18 protein-coding genes and 1 tRNA gene are annotated in these 21386 nt (G+C 67.2%); 10 read left to right on the forward strand and 9 right to left on the reverse strand.

What is annotated here, in order from left to right; all coding sequences use genetic code 11:
* Window positions 1-536: 536 nt before the first annotated feature.
* Window positions 537-6338, reverse strand: a complete 5802-nt coding sequence (mobF, locus tag CG716_RS31195) for a MobF family relaxase (protein ID WP_094484323.1) — start codon at window positions 6336-6338, stop codon at window positions 537-539.
* Window positions 6339-6620: 282 nt separating this feature from the next.
* Here mobF and CG716_RS27565 point away from each other — a divergent pair, with 282 nt between their 5' ends.
* A complete protein-coding gene (locus CG716_RS27565; protein WP_094484324.1) occupies window positions 6621-7124 on the forward strand; it encodes a hypothetical protein in 504 nt (167 codons plus the stop codon).
* 348 nt (window positions 7125-7472) lie between these two features.
* On the opposite strand, the gene CG716_RS30405 is transcribed toward CG716_RS27565, so the two are convergent.
* Window positions 7473-7646, reverse strand: a complete 174-nt coding sequence (locus CG716_RS30405) for a hypothetical protein (RefSeq protein ID WP_165774330.1) — start codon at window positions 7644-7646, stop codon at window positions 7473-7475.
* Window position 7647: 1 nt separating this feature from the next.
* On the opposite strand from CG716_RS30405, the gene CG716_RS30410 reads away from it, so the two are divergent.
* Window positions 7648-7812, forward strand: a complete 165-nt coding sequence (locus tag CG716_RS30410) for a hypothetical protein (protein WP_207760799.1) — start codon at window positions 7648-7650, stop codon at window positions 7810-7812.
* An 82-nt stretch (window positions 7813-7894) separates the two neighbouring features.
* Here the strand turns inward: CG716_RS30410 and CG716_RS27570 are convergent, their stop codons facing one another.
* Both CG716_RS27570 and CG716_RS27575 read right to left on the reverse strand, forming a co-directional pair.
* A complete protein-coding gene (locus CG716_RS27570; RefSeq protein WP_094484325.1) occupies window positions 7895-9157 on the reverse strand; it encodes a type II toxin-antitoxin system HipA family toxin in 1263 nt (420 codons plus the stop codon).
* A complete protein-coding gene (locus CG716_RS27575; protein WP_094484326.1) occupies window positions 9138-9488 on the reverse strand; it encodes a helix-turn-helix domain-containing protein in 351 nt (116 codons plus the stop codon). The genes CG716_RS27570 and CG716_RS27575 overlap by 20 nt, the downstream gene beginning before the upstream one ends.
* 424 nt (window positions 9489-9912) lie before the next feature.
* On the opposite strand from CG716_RS27575, the gene CG716_RS27580 reads away from it, so the two are divergent.
* On the forward strand, window positions 9913-11559 hold the full coding sequence (locus CG716_RS27580) for a recombinase family protein (RefSeq protein ID WP_094484327.1): 1647 nt from the start codon (window positions 9913-9915) through the stop codon (window positions 11557-11559).
* Here CG716_RS27580 and CG716_RS27585 read toward each other — a convergent pair.
* Window positions 11541-11626 (reverse strand) — tRNA-Leu (locus CG716_RS27585). The genes CG716_RS27580 and CG716_RS27585 overlap by 19 nt on opposite strands.
* Before the next feature lie 70 nt (window positions 11627-11696).
* Complete coding sequence (locus tag CG716_RS27590; RefSeq protein WP_133067035.1) at window positions 11697-12386, reverse strand: sensor domain-containing protein; 690 nt, start codon at window positions 12384-12386, stop codon at window positions 11697-11699.
* 114 nt (window positions 12387-12500) lie between these two features.
* On the opposite strand from CG716_RS27590, the gene CG716_RS27595 reads away from it, so the two are divergent.
* Genes CG716_RS27595 through CG716_RS27610 form a run of 4 tightly spaced genes read left to right on the forward strand, consistent with a single transcriptional unit; the run spans window position 12501 to window position 16988 of the window.
* Entirely contained in the window at window positions 12501-13826 is a 1326-nt protein-coding gene (locus tag CG716_RS27595; RefSeq protein WP_094484329.1) for a M20/M25/M40 family metallo-hydrolase, read from the forward strand.
* A 26-nt stretch (window positions 13827-13852) separates the two neighbouring features.
* Window positions 13853-14383 carry a YbhB/YbcL family Raf kinase inhibitor-like protein gene (locus tag CG716_RS27600; protein ID WP_094484330.1) on the forward strand — a complete coding sequence of 177 codons (531 nt, stop codon included), beginning with the start codon at window positions 13853-13855 and terminating at the stop codon, window positions 14381-14383.
* A 14-nt stretch (window positions 14384-14397) separates the two neighbouring features.
* A complete protein-coding gene (locus CG716_RS27605; protein ID WP_420093235.1) occupies window positions 14398-15921 on the forward strand; it encodes an alpha/beta hydrolase in 1524 nt (507 codons plus the stop codon).
* Window positions 15915-16988, forward strand: a complete 1074-nt coding sequence (locus CG716_RS27610; RefSeq protein ID WP_094484332.1) for a hypothetical protein — start codon at window positions 15915-15917, stop codon at window positions 16986-16988. Before CG716_RS27605 ends, CG716_RS27610 begins: the two co-directional genes overlap by 7 nt.
* 4 nt (window positions 16989-16992) lie before the next feature.
* Here CG716_RS27610 and CG716_RS27615 read toward each other — a convergent pair whose 3' ends face one another.
* The 3 genes from CG716_RS27615 to CG716_RS27625 are packed head-to-tail and all read right to left on the reverse strand — an operon-like array spanning window position 16993 to window position 19294.
* On the reverse strand, window positions 16993-18051 hold the full coding sequence (locus CG716_RS27615; protein WP_094484333.1) for a quinone-dependent dihydroorotate dehydrogenase: 1059 nt from the start codon (window positions 18049-18051) through the stop codon (window positions 16993-16995).
* Window positions 18051-18305, reverse strand: a complete 255-nt coding sequence (locus tag CG716_RS27620) for a DUF5703 family protein (RefSeq protein ID WP_094484334.1) — start codon at window positions 18303-18305, stop codon at window positions 18051-18053. The genes CG716_RS27615 and CG716_RS27620 overlap by 1 nt, the downstream gene beginning before the upstream one ends.
* On the reverse strand, window positions 18302-19294 hold the full coding sequence (locus tag CG716_RS27625; RefSeq protein WP_420093234.1) for a YncE family protein: 993 nt from the start codon (window positions 19292-19294) through the stop codon (window positions 18302-18304). The genes CG716_RS27620 and CG716_RS27625 overlap by 4 nt, the downstream gene beginning before the upstream one ends.
* Before the next feature lie 179 nt (window positions 19295-19473).
* Here CG716_RS27625 and CG716_RS27630 point away from each other — a divergent pair, with 179 nt between their 5' ends.
* Genes CG716_RS27630 through CG716_RS27640 form a run of 3 tightly spaced genes read left to right on the forward strand, consistent with a single transcriptional unit; the run spans window position 19474 to window position 21351 of the window.
* A complete protein-coding gene (locus CG716_RS27630; protein WP_094484336.1) occupies window positions 19474-19785 on the forward strand; it encodes a hypothetical protein in 312 nt (103 codons plus the stop codon).
* A gap of 46 nt (window positions 19786-19831) precedes the next feature.
* On the forward strand, window positions 19832-20665 hold the full coding sequence (locus CG716_RS27635; protein ID WP_094484355.1) for an undecaprenyl-diphosphate phosphatase: 834 nt from the start codon (window positions 19832-19834) through the stop codon (window positions 20663-20665).
* Complete coding sequence (locus CG716_RS27640) at window positions 20662-21351, forward strand: histidine phosphatase family protein (protein ID WP_094484337.1); 690 nt, start codon at window positions 20662-20664, stop codon at window positions 21349-21351. The genes CG716_RS27635 and CG716_RS27640 overlap by 4 nt, the downstream gene beginning before the upstream one ends.
* Window positions 21352-21386 lie beyond the last annotated feature (35 nt).

The following is a 21386-nucleotide window of genomic DNA, read 5'->3' on the forward strand; positions in this document are numbered from 1 at the left end:
AACGAAAGCCGCCCCGGCACCAAAACCGGGGCGGCTTTCACCTGCCTCTTGACAAACAACGCCTACATATCAGCTGTCCCCGTCGCGAATAGGGTTTGGATGTCCGATGAGGGCGTCTGATGCCAAGAACAAGAACCTCGAAGACCCATGCGCGGTGGCCGACAGGCGGGTGGGTTCGGCTTTGCGCGGCCATTGGTGCTGCCAGCGCTTTCCGATGACGAGGGTGCGGCCTTCAATGCGGGTATCGATTCTGCTGCGCGTAGCTACCTCGCCGAGTGTAATTACGGCGATGTTCTGGTGACGCGCGGAATGACGCCTGTCGCGCTCACAGGCGACGGGCGGCTGGTCGAATAGTGGCCCGACGGCAGGGTACGGCCGATCACCGTTCGCTGACTGTCGCGCCGATGCTCCAGGGCTGCTCATTTTGCGTTCATGGGGAACTGGCGTTGATACCAAGCCCAGGTCCGCCGTATATCTGAGAGCCCAATTGGCCCCGCCGTGTTGGCTTCGATTCAGAGTCGTTGGGCCACTGATGTTTAGATGTCGAGTCCGTGGTCGCGGGTGTGTTCGTGGGTGTGGTTGCGTAGGCGGGGTTTGTATTGGGTTTGGTAGGTGTCGCGCAGGGTGTCGCGGCGGGCTAGGAGGTGGGCGGCCTCGCGGTCTTCGGTGGTGACCGGGTCGTGTTGGCGTAGATGTGTTGCGGCGCGGTCGATTGCGGTGTCGCGGTCGGTGGTGAGTGTGCCGAGGCGTTGGGCCCAGGGCAGGTTGTCGGCGAGGGCGTCGATGAGGCTGTGGGCGGGGGTGCGGCTCTTGGTGGGGGTGTGCAGGAGTAGCAGTTTGGTGTTGGTGCGGCCGGCGTGTTCGGTGAAGTAGCGCAGCTGGGCGGGGTCGAGGTGGTCGGCGTCGTCGATGACGAGTAGGTGGCCCGGCGGAATGGTCCACTGCCCGTTGTCGATTCGTTGCAGGGTGGTGGCGGGGTCGGTGGATCGTTCGGCGTAGCGGTGGTGTTCGGCGAACGCGGTGGCGGTTTCGGTGGCCGGCATCGCTAGCACGTGTCTGCCCTTGCCGGTGGCGGCGGCGGTGATCGCGGCCAACGCGTGGTGTTTGTCGGCGTCGGGGCCCAGGGTTAGGACGTGCACCGACTGCATGCTGGCGGTGATCGTCTCCACGACGGCGCGGGCCGGTTCGTCCAACTCCTCCCAGGCCCGGTCCCCGGCCGGGGGTGAGTACACCGTGGCCGGGGACCGCGACCCCGCCGCCTCCACGAAATCCACCTCAGCGCGCAACACCATCAGATCGCGTTCGGTGGTGAGCGTCGCCCCGTGGGCCTGCTCGCGTTCGCGTGCGGGGTTCTCGGCGAAGGTGCGGGCGGTGCGCGCCTCGGCGCGGCTGAGTTGGTTGTCCAGCTCGCGGGCTTCGGCTCGGGCGGTGTTGAGTGCGGCGATGTCGGCGTGGACGGCCGCCGCGCGGCGGGCTTCGATGTCCTCGGCGGTGACGACGCGATCGGGTCCGCCGGCGATCGCGTGCAGGCGCGCGGTGGCGGTGTCGCGTTCGGCGCGGCTGCGCATGACGGCCATGCCGAGGTCAGTGGCATCGGCGGCGAGATCGCCGCGCCGCTCACGGTAGGCCTGGGCGAGGTTCTGGTCGTGTTCGCTCTCGGCGCGGGCGATGAGCTTTTCCAGCTGGGTGATGCGGTACTGCTGGGCCTCGTAGGCGGCTTCGGCGGCGACCCAGCCGGCGTGTGCGTGCGCCACGTCGTGTTGGTAGGGCCGCTGCTCGACGTGGCGGCGGTGCAGCGCGATCAGTTCGCCTGCTGCGGCCTGCTCGGCCGGGCCCCCGCGCGCGGAGAGCACCGCCTCGGCCAGCGCCCGAGCGCGCGCCTTGGCCTCAGCGCAGCGGGCCCGCAGTTCGGTGATGTCGATGTCGAGATTCGGGGTGGCCGCTGGGCGCTCGGTGAGCAGGGAGTAGAAGTCCAGATCGCCGAGACTGTCCTCGAATTCGGAGTCGTAGCTCAGGTACTCGTCCTGGCCGGGATCAGCAAGGTGATCGGTGCCGATTGGGTGCAGCGGCGGCTCGTTCAATGATTGTCCGACGCTGTCGGCGGGGTGCGGGATGTCGGTGTCGATGTCGGCGGCGTAGTGGGTGAGCAGCTCGACGCGGTAGGTCAGAACGCGGGCGTATTCGTCGGGGCGGATCGCGTCGTCGTCGAGGGCGTCGAGAAGGTATTCGGCGGCGGCGGCGAGCAGGTCGGCCGGCGGCCAGTCTGAGGCGTTGACCGCGTTGACCAGTGCGGGCCAGGCCGGGTCGCCGGTGATGGTTTCGGCAGCCGCGCTGCCCAGGATGCGGTGCAGCTCGGCCGTCCACGGTGGGCGGAGCCGTTCGTTGGAGGCGTCGAGGGTGGCCGGGGCCAGGGTGCCGGCCAGCCGCCACCACAAGGCGGCGGCGGGCAGTTCGTCGGGTAGCGCGCCGTGGCGGGCCATCGCCTCGTCGACGAGTGCGGTGACGTCGGCGCCGGCGCGGGCGGCTTGGTCGAGGTGGGTGGCCAGCCGGGGCCAGAACGGGTCGGCGGTGATGTTCGGGTCGACGTTGTCGGCCAGGGTGCGCCACCGGGTAGCGCCGTGTCCGCCGCTGATGAGTGCGGCGTCCAGGCGCTGATGTAGCAGGGCTTGGAAGGAGGCGGAGCGGTTGGCGTGCTGGGTGGGTCCGGTGATGCGGGTGTCGGCCGGGTCGACGTCGTGGGCGGCGCGGAAGACGGCGATTTCGGCGAGCAGTCCGGGGCGTTGCCCGGCCAGCGGGCGCGCCCATATCGGGGCGGTGGCCGGGGTCCAGGCGCGGGCTTTTTCGCGGATCTGCTCGGCGATGTCTTCGACGAGTTGGGCACGCGCGCTGAGGTAGCGCGCCCATGCCGAATTGTCCTGCAGGACGGTGGGAATCGAGGGCAGCCAGCGTAGCGGGCCGACGATGTCCAGGGCGGAGTTGTCGGGGGTGGGCAGGCGCCAATCCAGCACGGCGGCGGGGTCGGTGGCGTTGCCGAGCGGGCGCTGCGCGGCGTGCGCCAGCGCCTGCTGCGGGTCGTGGCCGTCGAGGGCCAGCAGGGCCAGGTTGCGCCGCAACACTGGCCACGCTTCGGCGTTGGTGATGTCGGGGCGCAGGGCGGTGGCGGCGGCGTCGATGCGGGCCATGGTGTCGGTGCCGGCGAGCTGCTCGGCGGCGCTGGAGAGGGCGTCGGTGTACATGTCGGCCGCGCGCGCCAGGCGGGTGAACGGATCGCGTTCGGCACGTTGCGTGCTGTGCGCGGAGATCTGTGCGCCGTCGCGGCGCAGGATGCCTGACAGGATGTCCACCGCGGTCGGGGGGTGGGTGGCTTTGGGGGTGAGGATGGCGTGCGGGTCGGCCTCGCTGGTGGAGAAGTAGATGTGGTTTTCGCGCCTGCCGCGGGTAAGGGCGACGTAGAGCTGTTCGCGGGTCAAGGTGTCGGAGCCGACCACGTGGCATTCGTGGCGGGCGGTCGATCCTTGGGCGCCGTTGATGGTGCGGGCATACCCGAGCGTGGTGTTCGTCTGGACGTAGCGGGCGGGCAGCCGGGCCATGGATTCGGTGTCGGATCCGGTCAGCCGCGACACCGTGATGGTGCCGCGGTCGTTGATGTCTTTGATGACCCAGCGGTGCCCGTTTTTGACCCAGCCGCCGCCGGGGATGTGCAGCCAGCGTGCGTTGCTGCGTGTCAGAATCCAGTCCCCGACGCTGGCGGTCAACCCGTCGGACAGGGTGACGGTGCGGGTGTTGTCCGGGTGCGGGTCGCCGCGCAGCCGGTCCAGGCGGGCGCGTTCGTTGAGTTCGGCGACCAGCTCGTTGGTGGGGGCGATGAGCAGGGCGTCGCGGCCCTCGCCGATGGCTTCTGCCCATGCCTGATAGGCCATGTCGGCGGCGACGTGTTCGGCCCCGACGTGGACCCGGCTGTGGTCGAGGTAGAACGCGATGCCGGTGGGGTCACCGTCACGCAGGGCGAGGCTGGCTGCGCCTTCGGCGGCCCCGATGATGGGGTCAGTGAACCGCACGACATCCGACAGTGTGAGGGCCCCGTGCTGGGCCACGATGTCGCGCAGCACCCCGCCCGCGGCGACTGAGGCGAGCTGCTTGTCGTCGCCGATGAGGCGCACGCTGGCACCGTGGGCCAGGGCGTGGGAGATCACCGCATCCAGCCCTGTGGTGGACGCCATGCCGGCCTCGTCGACCACGATCAGGGTTTGGGGGCCGATGTGGTCGAACCAGGTGCGGGCGGGGTCATCGGCGGCCGGTGGGGGACCGCCGCCGCGCCCGGAAAGTTGGACCAGTTTGTCGATGGTGTCGGTCGCTGCGCCGAGGTCGGCGGCCAAGACTTCGGCCGCCGCGGCGGTCGGTGCGAGGCCGATGACGTTGCCTCCGCTGTTGGCCCACGCGGCCGCAAGGGGGGCCATCGCGGTGGTCTTGCCGGTGCCGGCGGGGGCGAGTGCGAGTTGCACGCGGGCCCCGGAGGTGGCCATGTCGCGCAGCAGGGTTTGTTGGCCGTCGTTGAGTTCCGCACCGTGCTGGGCGTGGGCTTCCAGCAGAGCGAGGCCAATGCTGTCGTCGTCGACGACATGGCCGCCGGAAAGCCCTGCGGCGTGCAGGATTCGGCGCTCTGCGGCGAGGATCTCGGCGCTGGTGTAGGCGGTGGTGTCGTGGCGGGTGTAGACGCTGGCGCCGTCGCGGCGGCGCAGCACGTCGGGCTCGTTCATCTCGGTGTCGGCGGTGGTCGTCAACGCGATGCTGTGGGTGCCCAAGGCGGCTGCGATGATGCGCTCCGCCACCTGTGGCGTGTCGTGGCAGTCGGTGTAGCGCAGGACTCTTGACACCTCGGCGCGAACATGGTTGATCTGCCATGTCGAGCGTGACGCGGAGACCGTGCCGATGACCTTGGCGGCCTGTTCGGCGACCCACTGCTCGGTGACGGTGACGCGTTCGCGTGGGGCCCGCCCGGAGGTCAGTGCGGCGACCATCGCGTCGAGTTCGCGGTGGCTTCCCAGGGCGCCGATGGCCTCGGTCCGCCACTGGTGGCGCTGCTCTGCCAGCGACCGTGGTTCGTGCTTGGCGGCTCGGGTTTCCAGCGTGGCTTGCTGGGACAGGGCCAGCATCTCCACCGCGCTGGGCTCACGCCCGTGGACCTGTTGGAAGTCTTTGGCGAGTTGGCCGACGCGGTGCTCGATGGCCGCCCGGCGCGACGACCACACGTCGATCAGTTGGGCTGACATGCCGACGATTTCGCGGACGGGCCGCTTGCCCGGTTCAGGGGTGTCGTTGGCGAAGCTGACGCCGAGTTCGGCGATCAGATTGGCCTCGCACAACGTGTTGTACAGCTCCGATGCCGACACCTTGGCTTTGTAGAGCGGTTGGCCATCGAGGGCCAGCCAGCGGGGGATGCCATCGGGGCCGATCGCGCATACTTTGTTGCTCACCGCGACGTGGGTGTGCAGGTTCGGATCCCCGGCACGGGAGTCGCGGTGATCGAAGGCGGCGGCGATGAATCCGCCTGCGTCGACCTGGGCTACACCGTTGGTGCCCATGCGGGAGAAGCAGGCTTGGGATTCGAGGAACGCCAGGGTGTCGGCGACGGCTTTGTGGTGGCAGTCTTCGATGGTTTTGGCGATGCTCAGCGGGGCTAGTGCCCACAGTGCGGATACCGATTTGACGGGGGTGAACGTCAGGTCGTACCCGGCTACGGCGGTGGTGTCTAGGCGTGAGAGCCGGGCGATGAACCCGGTCAGTTCGCGCTCGTCGAGGTGGGTGCGGCCGTAGCGTTCGACGAACATTTCCGCGGCGACGGTGGTGCGGATTTCGGCGCGCACTTCCGGGTCGAGCGGGGCGTTGGTGGCGCGGCCGATGGTGTGGTTGTAGCTGCTGTAGGCGCCGCGCAGCCGGCGGGTGAAGTCGTTCTCGTTGGCGCCCAACCGGAATGGGCGGCCGAGCTTGGCGGCGGCGTGTGCGCCGTCGACCCATACCCCGATGCCGGTGAGGTGTTCGGTGATCTTGGTGGCGTTGGGGTGCAGCCCTTCCCCGAAGAGTGCCTTCATCTGATCTTCGGTGACTTCGGAGCCCTTGGGCACCCCCCAAAGCTGTTGGACCAGAGGGTTGTCGGGGTCGCGGCTGACCGGCCGCCCGAGTGCGGCCAGGCCGCTTCCGACCCAGCGTCCGGGGGTCTCTCCCTTGCTTGAGTAGTAGTCGGTGAGGCTGGCCCGGCCCAGATCGGTGCCATCGGCGACGGCGACCTGCCGGAGCAGGTAGGTGTACCCGTCTCCGGCGGTTAATTTGTGTAGGCCCATCACCGCGCGATCACCCCGAAAACGCTAGGGCGCAACCACCCCTACAGCACCGCCCAAAGTTGATGCACCGAGTGCCGTTATCGTTTCGTGACCTCAATGCACTAGGTGTGATCGACACAGAAAGGCGACCTAAGGGCGCAGGTGAAGACGGGCCGAGGGGGCGGTAGGTGGGTGTGCGGCGTCAGATGCACTTGGGGGAGTGTAGGAATGGCCGCTGCGCGGATGCAGGACATGTGGTTGGGGCACTGCTGGCGGGGTGGTGGAGGTTTTAGGTTGAGCGCCATGGCGAACAAAGTGTCGAAATCGAAGTCAGCGGTGCGGGCCGCCCGCGAAGCGGTGAAGGCCTCGCAGAAGGAAGTGCTCGAACGGGCCGCGCGCAATGCCGAGGACCTGGCGGTGTTCTTCTCCAGTCGGGAACGGCTCGACGCGGTGGATGAGTGGCTGGAAGCCAAGACCGCCGGCCTCAAAAAGCAGGCCGAGGGCAAGCGCGCCGAGCATCGCCGCACGGCCGGTCAGGCGGTCGTCGCGCTGCGCAATCGCGGACAGACGCTGCGCGACATCGCCGGCTTGACCGGAGTGAGCGGAAAGGTGCTGCGCGAACTGATCCGCTCCGCAGAATCGACCGCACCGAATGACTTGGGCCCGGACCAGGCGACGCAGACCCGCCGCAACCCCGATGACGCTGGCGCACGGAGCGGTGGCGTTGCCGCGGTGTGCTCCGTGATGTCACCGCCGGTGAGTCCAGCAATCGGCGTGCCAGACGAGACGTGGCCGGCGTCGGGTTAGCGCGAGCGCACGGTGAGGACAGATCGACGGAGCTCGCAACCACCACAACTGGTGGTCGACCCGGTTCGTGATGCCGCCGAGATCGCCCGGTTCGAGCAAGCCGTCGGCCGCCACGAACTGATGGCTTTTCACCGGGGCGATCGTCGGAGACGAGTACGGCAGACACCGCGTCCGCCGCGATAGCCGCCGGATCATGCTGCGTACCAATCGGTACGGGTTGGCGGTGGGTTATCCGACGTCGTTGTGCGCACGGCACCGCCTGCATGTGAGAGTGGTCAGGCGGTGGTCGTCGACCCGCCGCGGCCGGTACTGAGTGAGTACCTGCCGCCCGGGTGGAATGGGCCATGCCTATCCGGCGGCGAAGGTGATGGTGATGTCGTAGAAGTTGGCCATCGTCGGGAAGACGTCGGTCAGGTCGGCGTGGCGCGTGTAGGCACACTCGGCGCCCGCTGAGTGATTGTCGGAGGCGCCAAGGATGCCCGCGAGCAGTCGGAGGCGTTGTGCGGCGTGGCATGGTGGCATGGTGGCATGGTGGCATGGTGGCATGGTGGAGCGTGAATTGGCGCGCATGCTGCTCGCAACCGGCAGCGTGGCGGTGGCGAGGTATTTGCACTGGATTGTCGACGGGAACTCGGAGGCTCAGGTTTCTATCGACATGAGCTGGCCGGCAGCGCCGCTGGTGCTCTGAGCTGTGCGGCCTGGACCGATCGGCCCGCGCCGCCATCCACGCCGCGGAGGTGGCTCGCCAAACGACTACACGAATCTTCCGATCACGACGCGGTGTATCCGTAGCTCGCGTACGGGTTCAGGATCTGCCTGCGCCACAGTAAGTTGCGCTGCGCTCGGGTCAGCTTGGCTAGGTCAGCAGCCTCGTCGAAGTTGTGTTCGATGGCCGCGACTTGGGCATCTACGACTGCACGTCCCTCTGCGGTGGTCAGGCCGTACACCGGCGCAGCGGCAACAACCGCGGCGAACGAGCTGTCGCGGTTTCCCTCGCGGTCGAATGCCAGCGCCTGTGACGAGGTCTCACCAGAGCGGATCTGCGGGCACAGGTCATATGCCGGGGTCAGATCTAAGGCCTTGCCGTCCCAGAAGGCGGCGTGGTTGCGCGCGTGGTCGTCGTTATTGCCGATGGCTACGTTGAACACGATCCGCTCGAACAGCCGTCGGCCGACGGCGGCGTCGGTACTGGTGCGGCGCAGCACGTCGAGCAAGTCTGGGTAGGTGGCGTAGCGGCCTTCCATCTCGTCGAGCCCGAGCATGGTCAACGCCGAGACGATGATCCGCCGCCCACCGCCTGCGGGGCGGTCGAACCGTTCGATGACGAGGACGTCACGGCCCAGCGATGTGGTGACAAACGATGCGGTGGTGTCGATTCCGGCTCGTCGAGCCAGTTCCAGTGCCAGCGCCTCGGCATTGACGACCGGATACGGGTCCGATGCCGAAGAGAACTTGGCGATGTGGCTCCTGCCGTCGACATCGATGAGCGCCTTGGGCCGGGCGCCCCCGATCGAGGTTCCCCGCAGCAGCGCCGCTCCCAATTCCTCGTTCAGTTCGCGGCCCTGATCCAGCGTGTGCGCGGCAGCATGCAGTTCGTCCAACGATGCCGACGCCCCGCGCGGGACGTAGATCTCGGGGCTGGTCTGAAAGTCCAGCCCGCCAATGCGATTGGATCCCGACTCCAGGAAGTAGGTGATCTGGTCCAGGTCGGTCGTATCGGCGTCGCGTCCGGCGACACCGTGGAGTCGTTCCAGGATTACGCGCTGACCCCACGAATCAGGGCCGGCGTCGCGCAGCGCGGATGCAATCGACATATTTGGGGGTGGAGCCTGCCAGTCAGAGCGCAGCGGGAGCTCGGGTTCATAGAGGCTGATGGCGTCATCGCGTTCGAGGTAGCTGCGGCCATAGCCGAACTCGTATCGGCGGCCGCGACTCTGAAAGCGCAACCGTCCGGCTGGGATCGGGTTGGTGTGGCCGGGGAGCCAGACCCAGACGAACGCGTCGCGTGGCGCCTCAGAAGTCGAGAGCGCCATCGGCGTCCGATCCCATCGATCGTGGCTGATACTCACGCGACGGAAGCAGCGCCACACGCTCTTCGCCGCGCCGACGAAGCCGGGCTAGCTCGTCGTCGTCGGCGCCGAACAGTCGCACGCCAACTACTGACGCCGCACTGAACACGGTTCCGATGGAGACTCCGGCTGCGCCGCGTTCAATGGCGGTGATGGTGCGCGGGTCAGCCCCGATGCGCATGCCAAGGTCCGCGGCCGTCCACTTCCTGTCGTGCCGGGCCGCCCGGATCTGTGTACCGAGTACTACAAGGGCGTCCATCGCGGCGCGGGTCGGCGCGATCACTCGCTTCACCATAGCTACCTACCTTTAAATGTCATTAAATGGATTCTATCAACATTTTATCGCTAGTAAAGAGCGTGACAACCCCGGGCGAACGGCGGCTTCGCCCCGACTTTGGACTGCACTGCTCACGCTCTGACGATCGATTAATCCGATCTCCTATGGGCGTAGCACGGCGACGATCAGGCGCTGACAATCAGGAGTATCGCGGCATCACGATCGACTCAGTGAGGTCGCGGTGGGCTGAACGTCAATCCGGGGAGAAGGGCAGGTGCGCCATGGATGCTCGCGGATCCTTTCCTGACTCGGACGTTCATGGAGAGGCCATTGGCATTGTGATGCCCGACGACTACGTGCTGCCGTATGAGGCCGACCGTGCTCTGATACGCGTAATACTGGCGGTACGGGGACGGAAGCTCCGAGGAGGCAAAGGAGTCGCGTGAGCATCAGGTTCGCCTTTTATGGCCGAGTAAGCACCGAGGATGCTCAAGACCCTGAGGCGAGCCGTAGCTGGCAGAAGCGACGTGCCCTGGACCTAATCGCTCCGCACGGCGGAGTTCTCGTCGCCGACTACTTCGATATCGGGCAGAGCAGATCGCTGCCGTGGAAGCGCCGGCCGGAGGCTGCACGCTTGCTTACGGATGTCTCCTCTCGGGAGCGTTCGTTCGATGCTGTGGTGATTGGGGAGCCGGCCCGTGCCTTCTACGGCCCACAGTTCGCGCTCACGTTCCCAGTGCTTACCCACTACGGAGTGGGTTTGTGGGTGCCGGAGGTCGGGGGCGCCGTCGATCCGGGCTCGGAGGCGCACGACCTGGTGATGACTCTCTTCGGCGGCATGAGCAAGGGGGAGCGCGCGCGGATCCAGATGCGTGTGCGCATGGCGATGTCGGCGCTGGCACAGGATTCCTCCCGATATCTCGGTGGTCGGCCGCCGTATGGTTACCGGCTGGTCGATGCGGGTCCGCACCCCAACCCGGCCAAAGCGAATCTCGGTCAACGGATTCACCGCCTCGATCCGGACCCGGTGACTGCTCCGGTCGTCGAGCGGATTTATCGCATGTACGCCGAGGGGGCCGGTTTACGTTTTATTGCCCAGCAACTCACAGATGAAGGAGTGCCCTCGCCGAGTCAGTACGACCCGGCACGGAATCGTCATCGCGACCCGCGCGGCTGGTCCCATTCGGCGATCAGAGCCATGCTCGACAACCCGACATATCTGGGCACTCGGGTGTGGGGCAAGCAGGAGAAGTTCGAGGTCTTGCTGGACCCGGATGACGTCGCTGCGGGGTACGAGACGCGGATGCGGTGGCGTGACGCGGGGGACTGGATCGAACCGAACCAACGCACGCACGAGGCGTTGATATCGGACGACCTGGCAGAGGCCGCCCGGCTTCGGACCCGCGCCCGCAGGGGGCCAAGTCGAGTATCCAATAGGGAATCGACTGTGCCGTACGCGCTGCGCGGCCTGCTGTTCTGTGCAGCGTGTGGACGACGTATGCAGGGAGCGGACCGCTCCGGCAAGCGATCAACACGAATTCTGTACCGGTGCGAGCTCGGTAAATCGCGTTCTGTCCCTGTCGATCTCACAGATCACCCCCGCACCGTCTATGTGCGTGAAGACGACGTGACTGCGCGGCTTGACCCATGGATCGCCAGTCTCGCCGATCCGGAGCATCTCGCTCGTGGGCAGGATGCGGACGCGGCTGGGACTGCTCGCTATGCGGTGTTGCGACGCCAACTCGGCGAGGTGAACCGCAAGATCGCGGCACTCGTAGCCGCGGTGGAGTCTGGTGTGGCCGTCGAGGAGCTGAAGGGTGCGTTGTCTCAGCGCAGTGCTGAGCGCGACGAACTGAAGGCACAGCTTGAACGCACTGAGCGACCGCACGTCATGACTGCCGCCGAGATAGAGGGTTTGATCAAGGAATTGGGTGGTCTCTGCGCGGTCCTGGATGCTGCGACTCCGGCCGAACGTGCCGAGGTTTACGTCAGCTTGGGTCTGCGTCTGGAGTATGACCCGCACCTACGTCAGGTCACTGCGACGGCCGACCTAAGTCGTGTCGCTGGATGTGTCCGAGGGGGGACTTGAACCCCCACGCCCGTTAATAGGGCACTAGCACCTCAAGCTAGCGCGTCTGCCATTCCGCCACTCGGACATCGCCCCTAAGACAGCCAGGGGCAGCTAAGGCTAACGGATCGGGGTCCGCAGCCCAAAACGAGCCCGAGCTAGGCCGTGGGCAGCCGTCCAGCGATCTCACCAGCGATCGCACTGGCCGCCGCCGTCGGGCCATCCAAGCTGCACGCCTCGACGTCCACCGCGACATTGCTGTGCACGGTCAACGCCCGCTGGCAGGCCCAGCGCTGCGGGCTCTGCTGCACTCGCGAGACCGCCAGCACATCGTTGTCGGTGCTGGTCTGGCCGACTGACCACACCTGCGGCGGCCCGATCGGCTGGGCGTAGTTCAGCTGCCGGTTCGAGCAGGCGGCCCAGCCGCGCTGCGACGCGGTGAAGAATTTCGCGGCGGCCTCGGCGCTCGGGAACGACACCACGGCCTGCACGGCGTAGTGCGACCACTCCGGCGCGGTCGGCGGCTCCCGCAACACCTGGCCGTGGACGGCGGTCGACCCGCTGCTCGCGTACACCCCCTGTTGCGCTGCACCGGCGATGGCCAGGCAATTCACGTCCGCGAAGTGCGCACTGTCGTTCCACGGCTTGTTGACGTCGGTGGTGACCACCACGTCGTCGCTGGACAGGGCCGCGCCGACGTCAGGTGCCGGCAACATCAAGGTCGGCAGGGTATCGGGGGTGGTCAATGGCGCTTTTCCGACGGGCATCGCGGTCCCTGTCGTGATGGCCGAACAGCCGCTGACCGACAGGCACAGCGCCGCGGCGAGCACAGGGAGGCGGGGGGTCACCCGCTAAATCAAACCCTATCTCGGCGTGTTGCGCGAGTGGTTGAAGGGAATCTTGTGGTAAAGCGCAACCTCCGCAGCTACGGGCCGGGCCCGCCAGTGGTAGGAAGGGGGACTGTGACTCAACCCGTCGACGAGGTCGTCGATCTCGTCAGCGCCCTGATCCGGTTCGACACCTCCAACACCGGGGAGCTGGCCACCACCAAGGGCGAGGCGGAGTGCGCGCTCTGGGTCGCCGAGCAGCTGTCGGAGGTGGGGTACGCCACCGAGTACGTCGAGTCGGGCGCACCGGGCCGTGGCAATGTGTTCGTCCGTCTCCCCGGCGCCGACCGCACCCGTGGTGCGTTGCTCATTCACGGCCACCTCGACGTGGTGCCCGCCGAGCCGGCCGACTGGAGCGTCCATCCCTTCTCCGGCGCGGTCGCCGACGGCTATGTCTGGGGTCGCGGCGCGGTCGATATGAAGGACATGTGCGGCATGATGATCGCCGTCGCCAGGCACTTCAAACGGGCCGGCATCGTCCCGCCGCGCGATCTGGTCTTCGCGTTCGTCGCCGACGAGGAACACGGCGGTACCTACGGCGCGCAGTGGCTGGTGGACAACCGGCCCGATCTGTTCGAAGGCATCACGGAGGCCATCGGCGAGGTGGGCGGTTTCTCGCTCACGGTGCCGCACAAGGATGGCGGGGAGCGGCGGCTCTACCTGATCGAGACCGCGGAAAAAGGACTGTCCTGGATGCGGCTGACCGCCCGCGGTCGGGCCGGCCACGGCTCGATGGTGCACGACGACAACGCCGTCACCGCCGTCGCCGAAGCCGTTGCCCGGCTTGGCCGTCACCAATTCCCGTTGGTGCTCACCGATTCCGTGGAGCAGTTCCTCAAGGCGGTCAGCGAGGAGACCGGGTACAACTTCGACCCGGCCTCGCCGGATCTCGAGGGCACGATCGCCAAACTCGGTGGTATCGCCCGCATCGTCGGTGCGACGCTGCGCGACACCGCCAACCCGACCATGCTCAAAGCGGGTTATAAGGCCAACGTGATCCCGCAGACCGCCGAGGCGGTCATCGACTGCCGGGTGCTGCCCGGGCGCAAAGAAGCGTTCGAGCGCGAGATCGACGAACTGATCGGCCCTGACGTTACCCGCTCCTGGGAACGCGACCTGCCGTCTTACGAGACGACGTTCGACGGCGACCTCGTCGACGCCATGAACGACGCATTGCTGGCCGTCGACCCGGAAGCTCGAACCGTGCCCTACATGCTGTCCGGTGGAACCGACGCGAAAGCTTTTGCCCGCCTTGGTATTCGATGCTTCGGGTTCATCCCGCTACGGCTGCCGCCGGAGTTGGACTTCGCCGCCCTGTTCCACGGCATCGATGAGCGGGTACCCGTAGACGCGCTGCACTTCGGCACCCAGGTGCTCGAGCACTTCTTGCAGAACTGCTGAGACGACAACGAAAGGAAGCCCGTCACATGGCATTTCCCTACAACCCCTACGAGTTCCTGCCCGAACTCCCCGGTTTCACGCTGACCAGCACCGACTTCGCCGACGGTGAGCCCTGGAAGAACGCTCAGGTGAGCGGCATCATGGGCGCCGGCGGTGAAGACGTCTCGCCGCAGCTGAGCTGGTCGGGATTCCCGGAAGAGACCCGCAGCTTCGCCGTCACCGTCTACGACCCCGACGCCCCGACCGCGTCCGGCTTCTGGCACTGGGCGGTGGCGAACCTGCCGGCCACCGTCACTGAGTTGCCGTCCGGAGTCGGTGATGGTTCGGTGCTGCCCGGCGACGCGCTGACCCTCGTCAACGATGCCGGCATCCGCCGCTTCCTGGGGGCCGCGCCGCCGCAAGGGCACGGCTACCACCGCTACTACGTCGCCGTGCACGCGGTGAAGGTAGAGAAGCTGGAGCTCTCCGAGGATGCCAGCCCGGCCTACCTTGGGTTCAACCTGTTCATGAATTCGATTGCCCGCGCAGTCATTCACGGCACCTACGAGCAGAACTGACCATCTTGGGGCACATCGGAAGTCAGCGCGTCGCACGGATCGGGGCGGTCATCGGGGCCGTACTGATATCAGGTTGCAGCACATCGATTGCGGGTCTGCCGGTGCCGGTGGGTCCGCCCATGGCTCAACCGGCGCCGGTGGAGTGGTCGCCGTGTCGCATGATCGGTGGCGATGGCGCCTCGCAAATACCGGCCGGTGCGCAATGCGGCGAGATCGACGTACCCGTCGACTACGCCAAGGCCGACGGCCCCGTGGCGCATCTGGCACTGGTCCGTTTTCCGGCCACCGGTCAGAAGATCGGCTCCCTGATTGTCAACCCTGGCGGTCCGGGTGAGTCAGGAGTCGACGCGGCGATGGATCTGGTGTCATCGCTGCCACCGGAGATCCGTCAGCGGTTCGACTTCGTCGGTTTCGACCCGCGGGGTGTCGGGTCGTCGGTTCCGGCGCTGTGGTGTAACTCCGATGCAGACAATGACGCATACCGCGCCGACCCCCAGGTCGACTACAGCCCGGCGGGCGTTGCGCACATCGAGAACATCGAGAAGCAGATCGCCCAGCGGTGCGTCGACAAGGTAGGCAAGGACTTCCTGGCCAACATCGGGACGGTCAACGTCGCCCGAGACCTCGATCGGCTGCGGGCGGCACTCGGCGACGACAAACTCACCTACCTGGGCTTCTCCTATGGCACGGAAATCGGCTCGGCCTACGCCGAGGCCTACCCGGACAAGGTGCGGGCGATGATCCTCGACGGTGCCGTCGACCCGAACGCCGATCCGATCCAGGCCAATCTCGACCAGGACGCCGCCTTCCAGAAGGCCTTCAACGATTACGCCGCCGACTGCGCCAAGGCTCCCGGATGCCCGCTGGGCACCGATCCGGCCAAGGCGGTCGACGCCTACCACCACCTGGTGGATCCCTTGGTGGCCAAGCCCGTTCACACCGACGACCCTCGGGGACTGGGTTACGCCGACGCGATCACCGCCACCGTGATGGCACTCTATTCGCCGAGCTTGTGGCGGCATCTCACCGACGGGCTGACCGAGCTTTCCAAGGGACGGGGAGACACCCTGTTGGACATGGCCGACGCATACTGGAACCGCGACAGCCAGGGCCACTACTCCAATTCCAACGACGTTCTGACCGCGGTCAATTGCGTTGACGAGCCGCCCAACACCGACCGAGCGAAGGCCATCGACGAGGATCGGCGGGGGCGGCAGCTGGCGCCATTTGACAGCTATGGAGCGTTCACCGGCAACGCGCCGCTGGACGCCTGCGCGTTCTGGCCGGTTCCGCCGACCAGCGGCCCACACACAGTGAGCGCGCCCGGTCTGCCGCCCGTGCTGGTGGTCTCCACGACTCACGACCCGGCGACCCCGTATCAGGCCGGCGTGGAGCTGGCCAAGCAGCTGGGTGGCGCCCTGCTGACGTTCAACGGCACGCAGCACACGGTGGTGTTTCAGGGAAACAAATGTGTCGACAAGTACGCGGCGACTTATCTGATCGATCTCACAGTGCCACCGCAAGGCGCCACGTGCTGATCAGGAAATCAGTCCTGCCCGCGTGTGCGGCGGCGCTCCTGGTGGCCGCATGTGGTTCGGCCCCAAGCAGCGCGCCACCGCCGGGTGCGCCCTCGAGTGTGCCCTCGAGCGCGCAGGCGGCGGGAACGTACAGCTCGTTCAGCCAGAGCTACACGGTGCCGTGGGTGGGGTCGCCGGACTTCGCGAACCTGACCCGCACACTGAAGGTCGAGGCGTCGGTCAACGGCGGGACGGTGTCGCAGTTCACGGTCGACACCGGGTCGGTCGGTGTGGTGGTGCCGGCCGCCGAGGTGCCGAACATCCCGGCCGACGCTCCCGCGGGGCACCTCACCTACAGCTCCAGCGGCCTGGAGCTGGACGGGGTGTGGGCCACGCTCCCGGTGAGCTTCCCGCAGGCGGTCAACGCCGCCGGGGCCACTACTCCTGCGCGGGCGACCGTCCCGGTGCTGGCCGTGACCAGTTCGAAATGCCTTGGTGTTGGCGTGAATTCGCGCGGGTGCACAGGCGGAATCCCGCACATGATGGGCGTCGGCTTCGGTCGCGGACCGACCGCACATCCACCGACCTACAACCCATTCCTGAACCTCACCGAGATGGCGGCGGGCACGATGCGCCGCGGCTACCTCATCGGGCGTGGCGGGTTGTCGCTCGGGCTGACGGGGGCGAATGTCACCGGCGCGTGGACCATGCAGCAGCTGGCCAGTGCCGGTGCGCCGGCGCAGGGCGCCCACAACGACTGGATGACGCCGACGGGTGGCTTCCAATTGGGCTCCGGCCCAGCCCTTTCCGGCAAGGTGCTGATCGACACCGGCCTGCTGGACATGATCGTCGAGGGTGACGGCCTGCCGTCGAGCGGGATGGTGGCCCGCGGTACCGCCATGACGATCACCGTCGGCGACCTGCACTACAGCTTCGCGGTGGGGGACGGCGGTGCGCAAACGCCGGCCGGTGTCCATCACGCGCTGGCGCGAAACGGGACATTCGTGAACACCGGTCTGCGGGCATTGGGGCACTACGACTTGCTGTACGACGCCGATGGCGGATTCCTGGGGCTGCGTCCCGAGTAAGCCGCTAGATCGCGGACCCGACTGCCTCGGCCAGCGAGCCGAAACCACCGGCGCGCAGCCGCTCCGCGATTCCGTCGTGAATCTGCTTGGCCCACAAGCCGCCGCCGTAGATGAACCCGGTATAGCCCTGGAGCAGCGACGCTCCCGCGGTGATGCGCTCCCAGGCGTCGTCGGCCGTCTCGATGCCGCCGACGCTGATCAGCACCTGCTTGCCACCGACCCGCCCGTACAGCCGACGCAGGATCTCCAACGACCGGCGTGCCACCGGCGGCCCGGAGATCCCGCCGGCCCCAAGGTCGTTCACGCCGGGTGTACGCAGGCCGGCCCGCGAGATCGTGGTGTTGGTCGCCACGATGCCGGCCAGCCCGAGCTCCACCGAAAGATCGGCCACGGCGTCGACATCCTCGTCGGACAGATCGGGGGCGATCTTCACCAGCACCGGGGCTGTCGTCTCGCCCAGCACGGCCGACAGGATGGGACGCAAGGATTCCACCGCCTGCAGATCGCGCAGTCCTGGGGTGTTGGGGGAGCTGACGTTGACCACCAGGTAGTCGGCCAGCGGGCCGAGTAGCCGTGCGCTGCAGCGATAGTCCTCGGCGGCCAGCTCCGGCGGAGTGATCTTCGACTTGCCGATGTTCACCCCGATCGGTCCGTCGGGCCGCTTGCGGGCCAGCTGCAGCGCCAGCTGCCCGGCGCCGTGATTGTTGAACCCCATGCGGTTGAGCAGTGCCCGGTCCTCGGCCAGCCGGAACAGCCGTGGCTGCGGGTTGCCCGGCTGCGGTTGGGCGGTCACGGTGCCCACCTCGGCATAGCCGAATCCCAGTGCCCCCCAGGTGCTCAGCCCCAGGCCGTCCTTGTCGAACCCGGCGGCCAGCCCGAGCGGACCGGGGAAGGGCACGCCGAAAACAGTGCTGGCCAGCACCGGATCCTGCGGGGCGAGGCGGGCGCGCAGAGGGCGGCGGGTGAACTCGGCTGCCGTGGCCGCGCGCAGGGAAGCGAACACCAGCGTGTGGATACGTTCGGGGGGCATCAGGAAGAATGCCCGCCGCAGCGCTTTGTACATCACAGCTCGGGCTGGTCTGCGGTGTGACCGTTGACACGAGATTTCTTGCGCCGCAACAGCACTCGTCGGCTTCCGTCGGTGTAGAGCCGCACTCGGGTGAGCTCCCAGCCGCGGTATTCGGCCTCGATGGACAGTCGTGTCGAGGCACTGATGCGGGTCACGTCCGGAGGCAACCGAAGAGGGATCCACTCGTACTCGTCGGACAGCTCGACTTCCCAGCTCGCCGGCATCCGGCCCCGACCCGCCGCGCTCACCGGACACCGGCCGCGTTGCGGATCATCTGCACGCCGGCACCCGTTGCCGACACGACGTACAGCGTGTCGGACGAGTCGTCGTAAGCCAGCGAGTTCGGTTGCTGCACGGTCGGGTAACGCACCTTTTCCACGGGAATACCAGTAGCTAAATCGTAACCAACGACCATATTCGCCGCGGTCTGAGAAACCCACGCCAAATTCCGCGATCCCGCCAGCCCGTACGGGGCCTCCGGAACGGGGTAGGCCTGCCGCTCGATCAGGGGATCCACCCCGAACACCAGCAGCTGCCCGCCCCGGGTGTCGGCCACCAGTACCCGGCCCAGCGGGTCGGCGACCAGGGTGGTGGCCCCTTCGCCGGCACGCAGTGCTTGCCCGGTCTGCCCGTCGCTGTTCAGAGATGTCACCGAAGTCTGACCGCGGTCCAGGACGACGGCATTGTTCCCCTCGGTGACGATCGCGTCGACGCGCGCGAAAATCTTCACCTTCTCGGCGACGGCGGTCTCCGAACCCATCGTGTAGGCGGTGCCGTCGGCGCTGCCCAGGACCAGTCGGCCGTCGGCGCGCCGGGCGATCGCGGTGAAGTCGGTGCCCGACTCGTCGTTGATGGACACCGGCGCCGCGGTGCCGGCCGCCAAGTCGACGGTGAAGTAGCCGCCCCGGGTGGACAGATACGCCGCGCCCTGACTGTCACCGGCGATCGCGGTGGCCGGACCGGGCAGGGTGAGTTCGCGGGTGACGCCGGAGACCCCGAACAGCGTCAGCGTTGACGGCGACTGCGGGTCGGAGCCGGGGGCCAAGACTGCGAGCGATGCGGTGCGGGAGTCGAAGATCGCAGCCTCTGGGCGTCCGCTGAGCGGCATCAACTCGCCTGCCGGGCGGGTAGCTGGGGGTGGAGACACCGCGGGCGCGGCCGGCTCGATGGTGGGCGGCGGGGCGCTCAGTGGGTTCGACGAACACCCGGCCGTAATTGCCGCGGACGCCAGAAACATGGCCGTCCACCTGCGCAAACCAGCCATGCTTACGAGCATTGCCAACGGGTAGCCCTCAACGTGTTCACGATCGAGCGACGATGTCGCCCACTGTCGAAGACGAAGTCTAAGCGTGGGCGAGGAAGACACTTTGACGTGATTGTCTTTTCTCGCGCCGTAACCCGCGTTATGGTGACCCCATGACCTTGGCCGTGACATCGGAGTCCGACAGGCGAGAGTTTGCCATCGAAGACATCTCCACTGGTGTGTTTGCCAGCGGATTTGGTCACCTCGGTGATGGCCGCAGCTTCTCGTTCCGGGTCCACCGTGCCCAGCTCCTCATCGAGGTCTACCACCCCCGGCTGGCCGGCCCGGTGCCCCACGAGGAGGACGTGGTGGCGACCGCCGCCCGCAGCCTCACCGACTTCGATGTCGATGACGAGCGCAGCCTGACCGCCGCCGTGCGCGACGCGGTGGCGGCCGCCCAGCCGGTGGCCCGCCCGACGCGCTGATACACCCGGTCTATCCAGTACGGTCGGCGGCGTGGATGTCGCGCCGATGTCGTGGTTGCAGGTCGTCGTTCTGTCGATCGTCCAGGGCCTGACGGAATTCCTGCCGATCTCGTCGTCGAGCCACCTGGCGATCGTGTCTCGGGTGTTCTTCTCTGCGGACGCGGGTGCGTCGTTCACGGCGGTGTCCCAGTTGGGCACCGAGGCCGCGGTGGTCATTTACTTCGCCCGCGATATCTGGCGGATCCTCACGGCGTGGTTCAACGGCCTGTTCGTCAAGTCCCATCGAGACAACATCGACTACCGCATGGGCTGGTACGTCATCATCGGCACGCTGCCCATCGTGGTGATCGGCGTGGCCTTCAAGGAGTTGATCCGCGGCGAGGTTCGTAATCTGTGGGTGATTGCCACCGCGATGCTGGTGTTCTCCGCCGTCATCGCCGCCGCCGAGTACGTCGGCAGGCAGAGCCGCCACGCCGATCAGCTGACCTGGAAAGACGGCCTGCTCGTCGGTCTGGCGCAGTGCTTGGCTCTGGTGCCGGGAGTGTCCCGGTCCGGGTCGACGATCAGTGCCGGCCTGTTCCTGGGCCTCGATCGCCCGCTGTCGGCGAGATTTGGCTTCCTGCTTGGCATTCCGGCCGTCTTGGCTTCAGGATTATTCTCGCTGCCGGACGCCTTCCATCCGGTGACCGAGGGGATGAGCGCCACCGGGCCGCAACTGCTGGTATCGGTGGTCATCACGTTCGTCGTCGGCTACGCGGCGATCGCCTGGCTGCTGCGCTTCGTCGCCAACCACGCGATGTACTGGTTCGTTGGCTACCGGGTGGTGCTATCGCTGGTCCTGATGGGGCTGTTGGCGACAGGTGTGGTGGCGGCGAGATGACCGTCATACTGCTGCGGCACGGCCGCTCGACATCCAACACCGCCCACACGCTGGCCGGCCGCACCGAGGGCGTCCAACTCGACGAAAAGGGGCAGGACCAGGCGCAGGCGTTGGTGGACCGCGTCAAGAACCTGCCGATCAAGGCTTTGGTGCGGTCCCCGCTGCTGCGCTGCCGACTCACGCTGGAGCCGCTGGCCGCCGAGCTGGGTCTGGAGCCGCTGATCGACGAGCGCCTCGCCGAGGTCGACTACGGGCAGTGGACCGGTCGCGCGCTGAAGGACCTGGTGAAGGAGCCGCTGTGGTCGGTGGTGCAACACCAGCCGAGCGCGGCCGTCTTCCCTGGCGGTGAGGGCCTGGCGCAGGTACAGGCCCGCGCGGTCGCGGCGGTGCGCGAACATGACCGCCGACTGGCTGAAGAGCACGGCCACGACGTGCTGTGGATTGCCTGTACGCACGGTGATGTGATCAAGGCCGTCATCGCCGACGCGCTCGGCACGCATCTGGACAGCTTCCAGCGAATCACCGCCGATCCTGCGTCGATGAGTGTGATCCGCTACACGCCGATCCGTCCATTTGTGGTGCACGTCAACCACACCGGTGCTGAGCTCGCCTCGGCGCTGTCCGCACCGCCACCGGCAGCCGACGACAAGTCCGACGACGCCGTCGTGGGTGGGTCGACGGACTGAGTCCGGCTCGATTGTCTCGCCGAATTACGACTCAA

The sequence above is a fragment of the Mycolicibacterium sphagni genome, from assembly GCF_002250655.1.
Lineage (GTDB): Bacteria > Actinomycetota > Actinomycetes > Mycobacteriales > Mycobacteriaceae > Mycobacterium > Mycobacterium sphagni.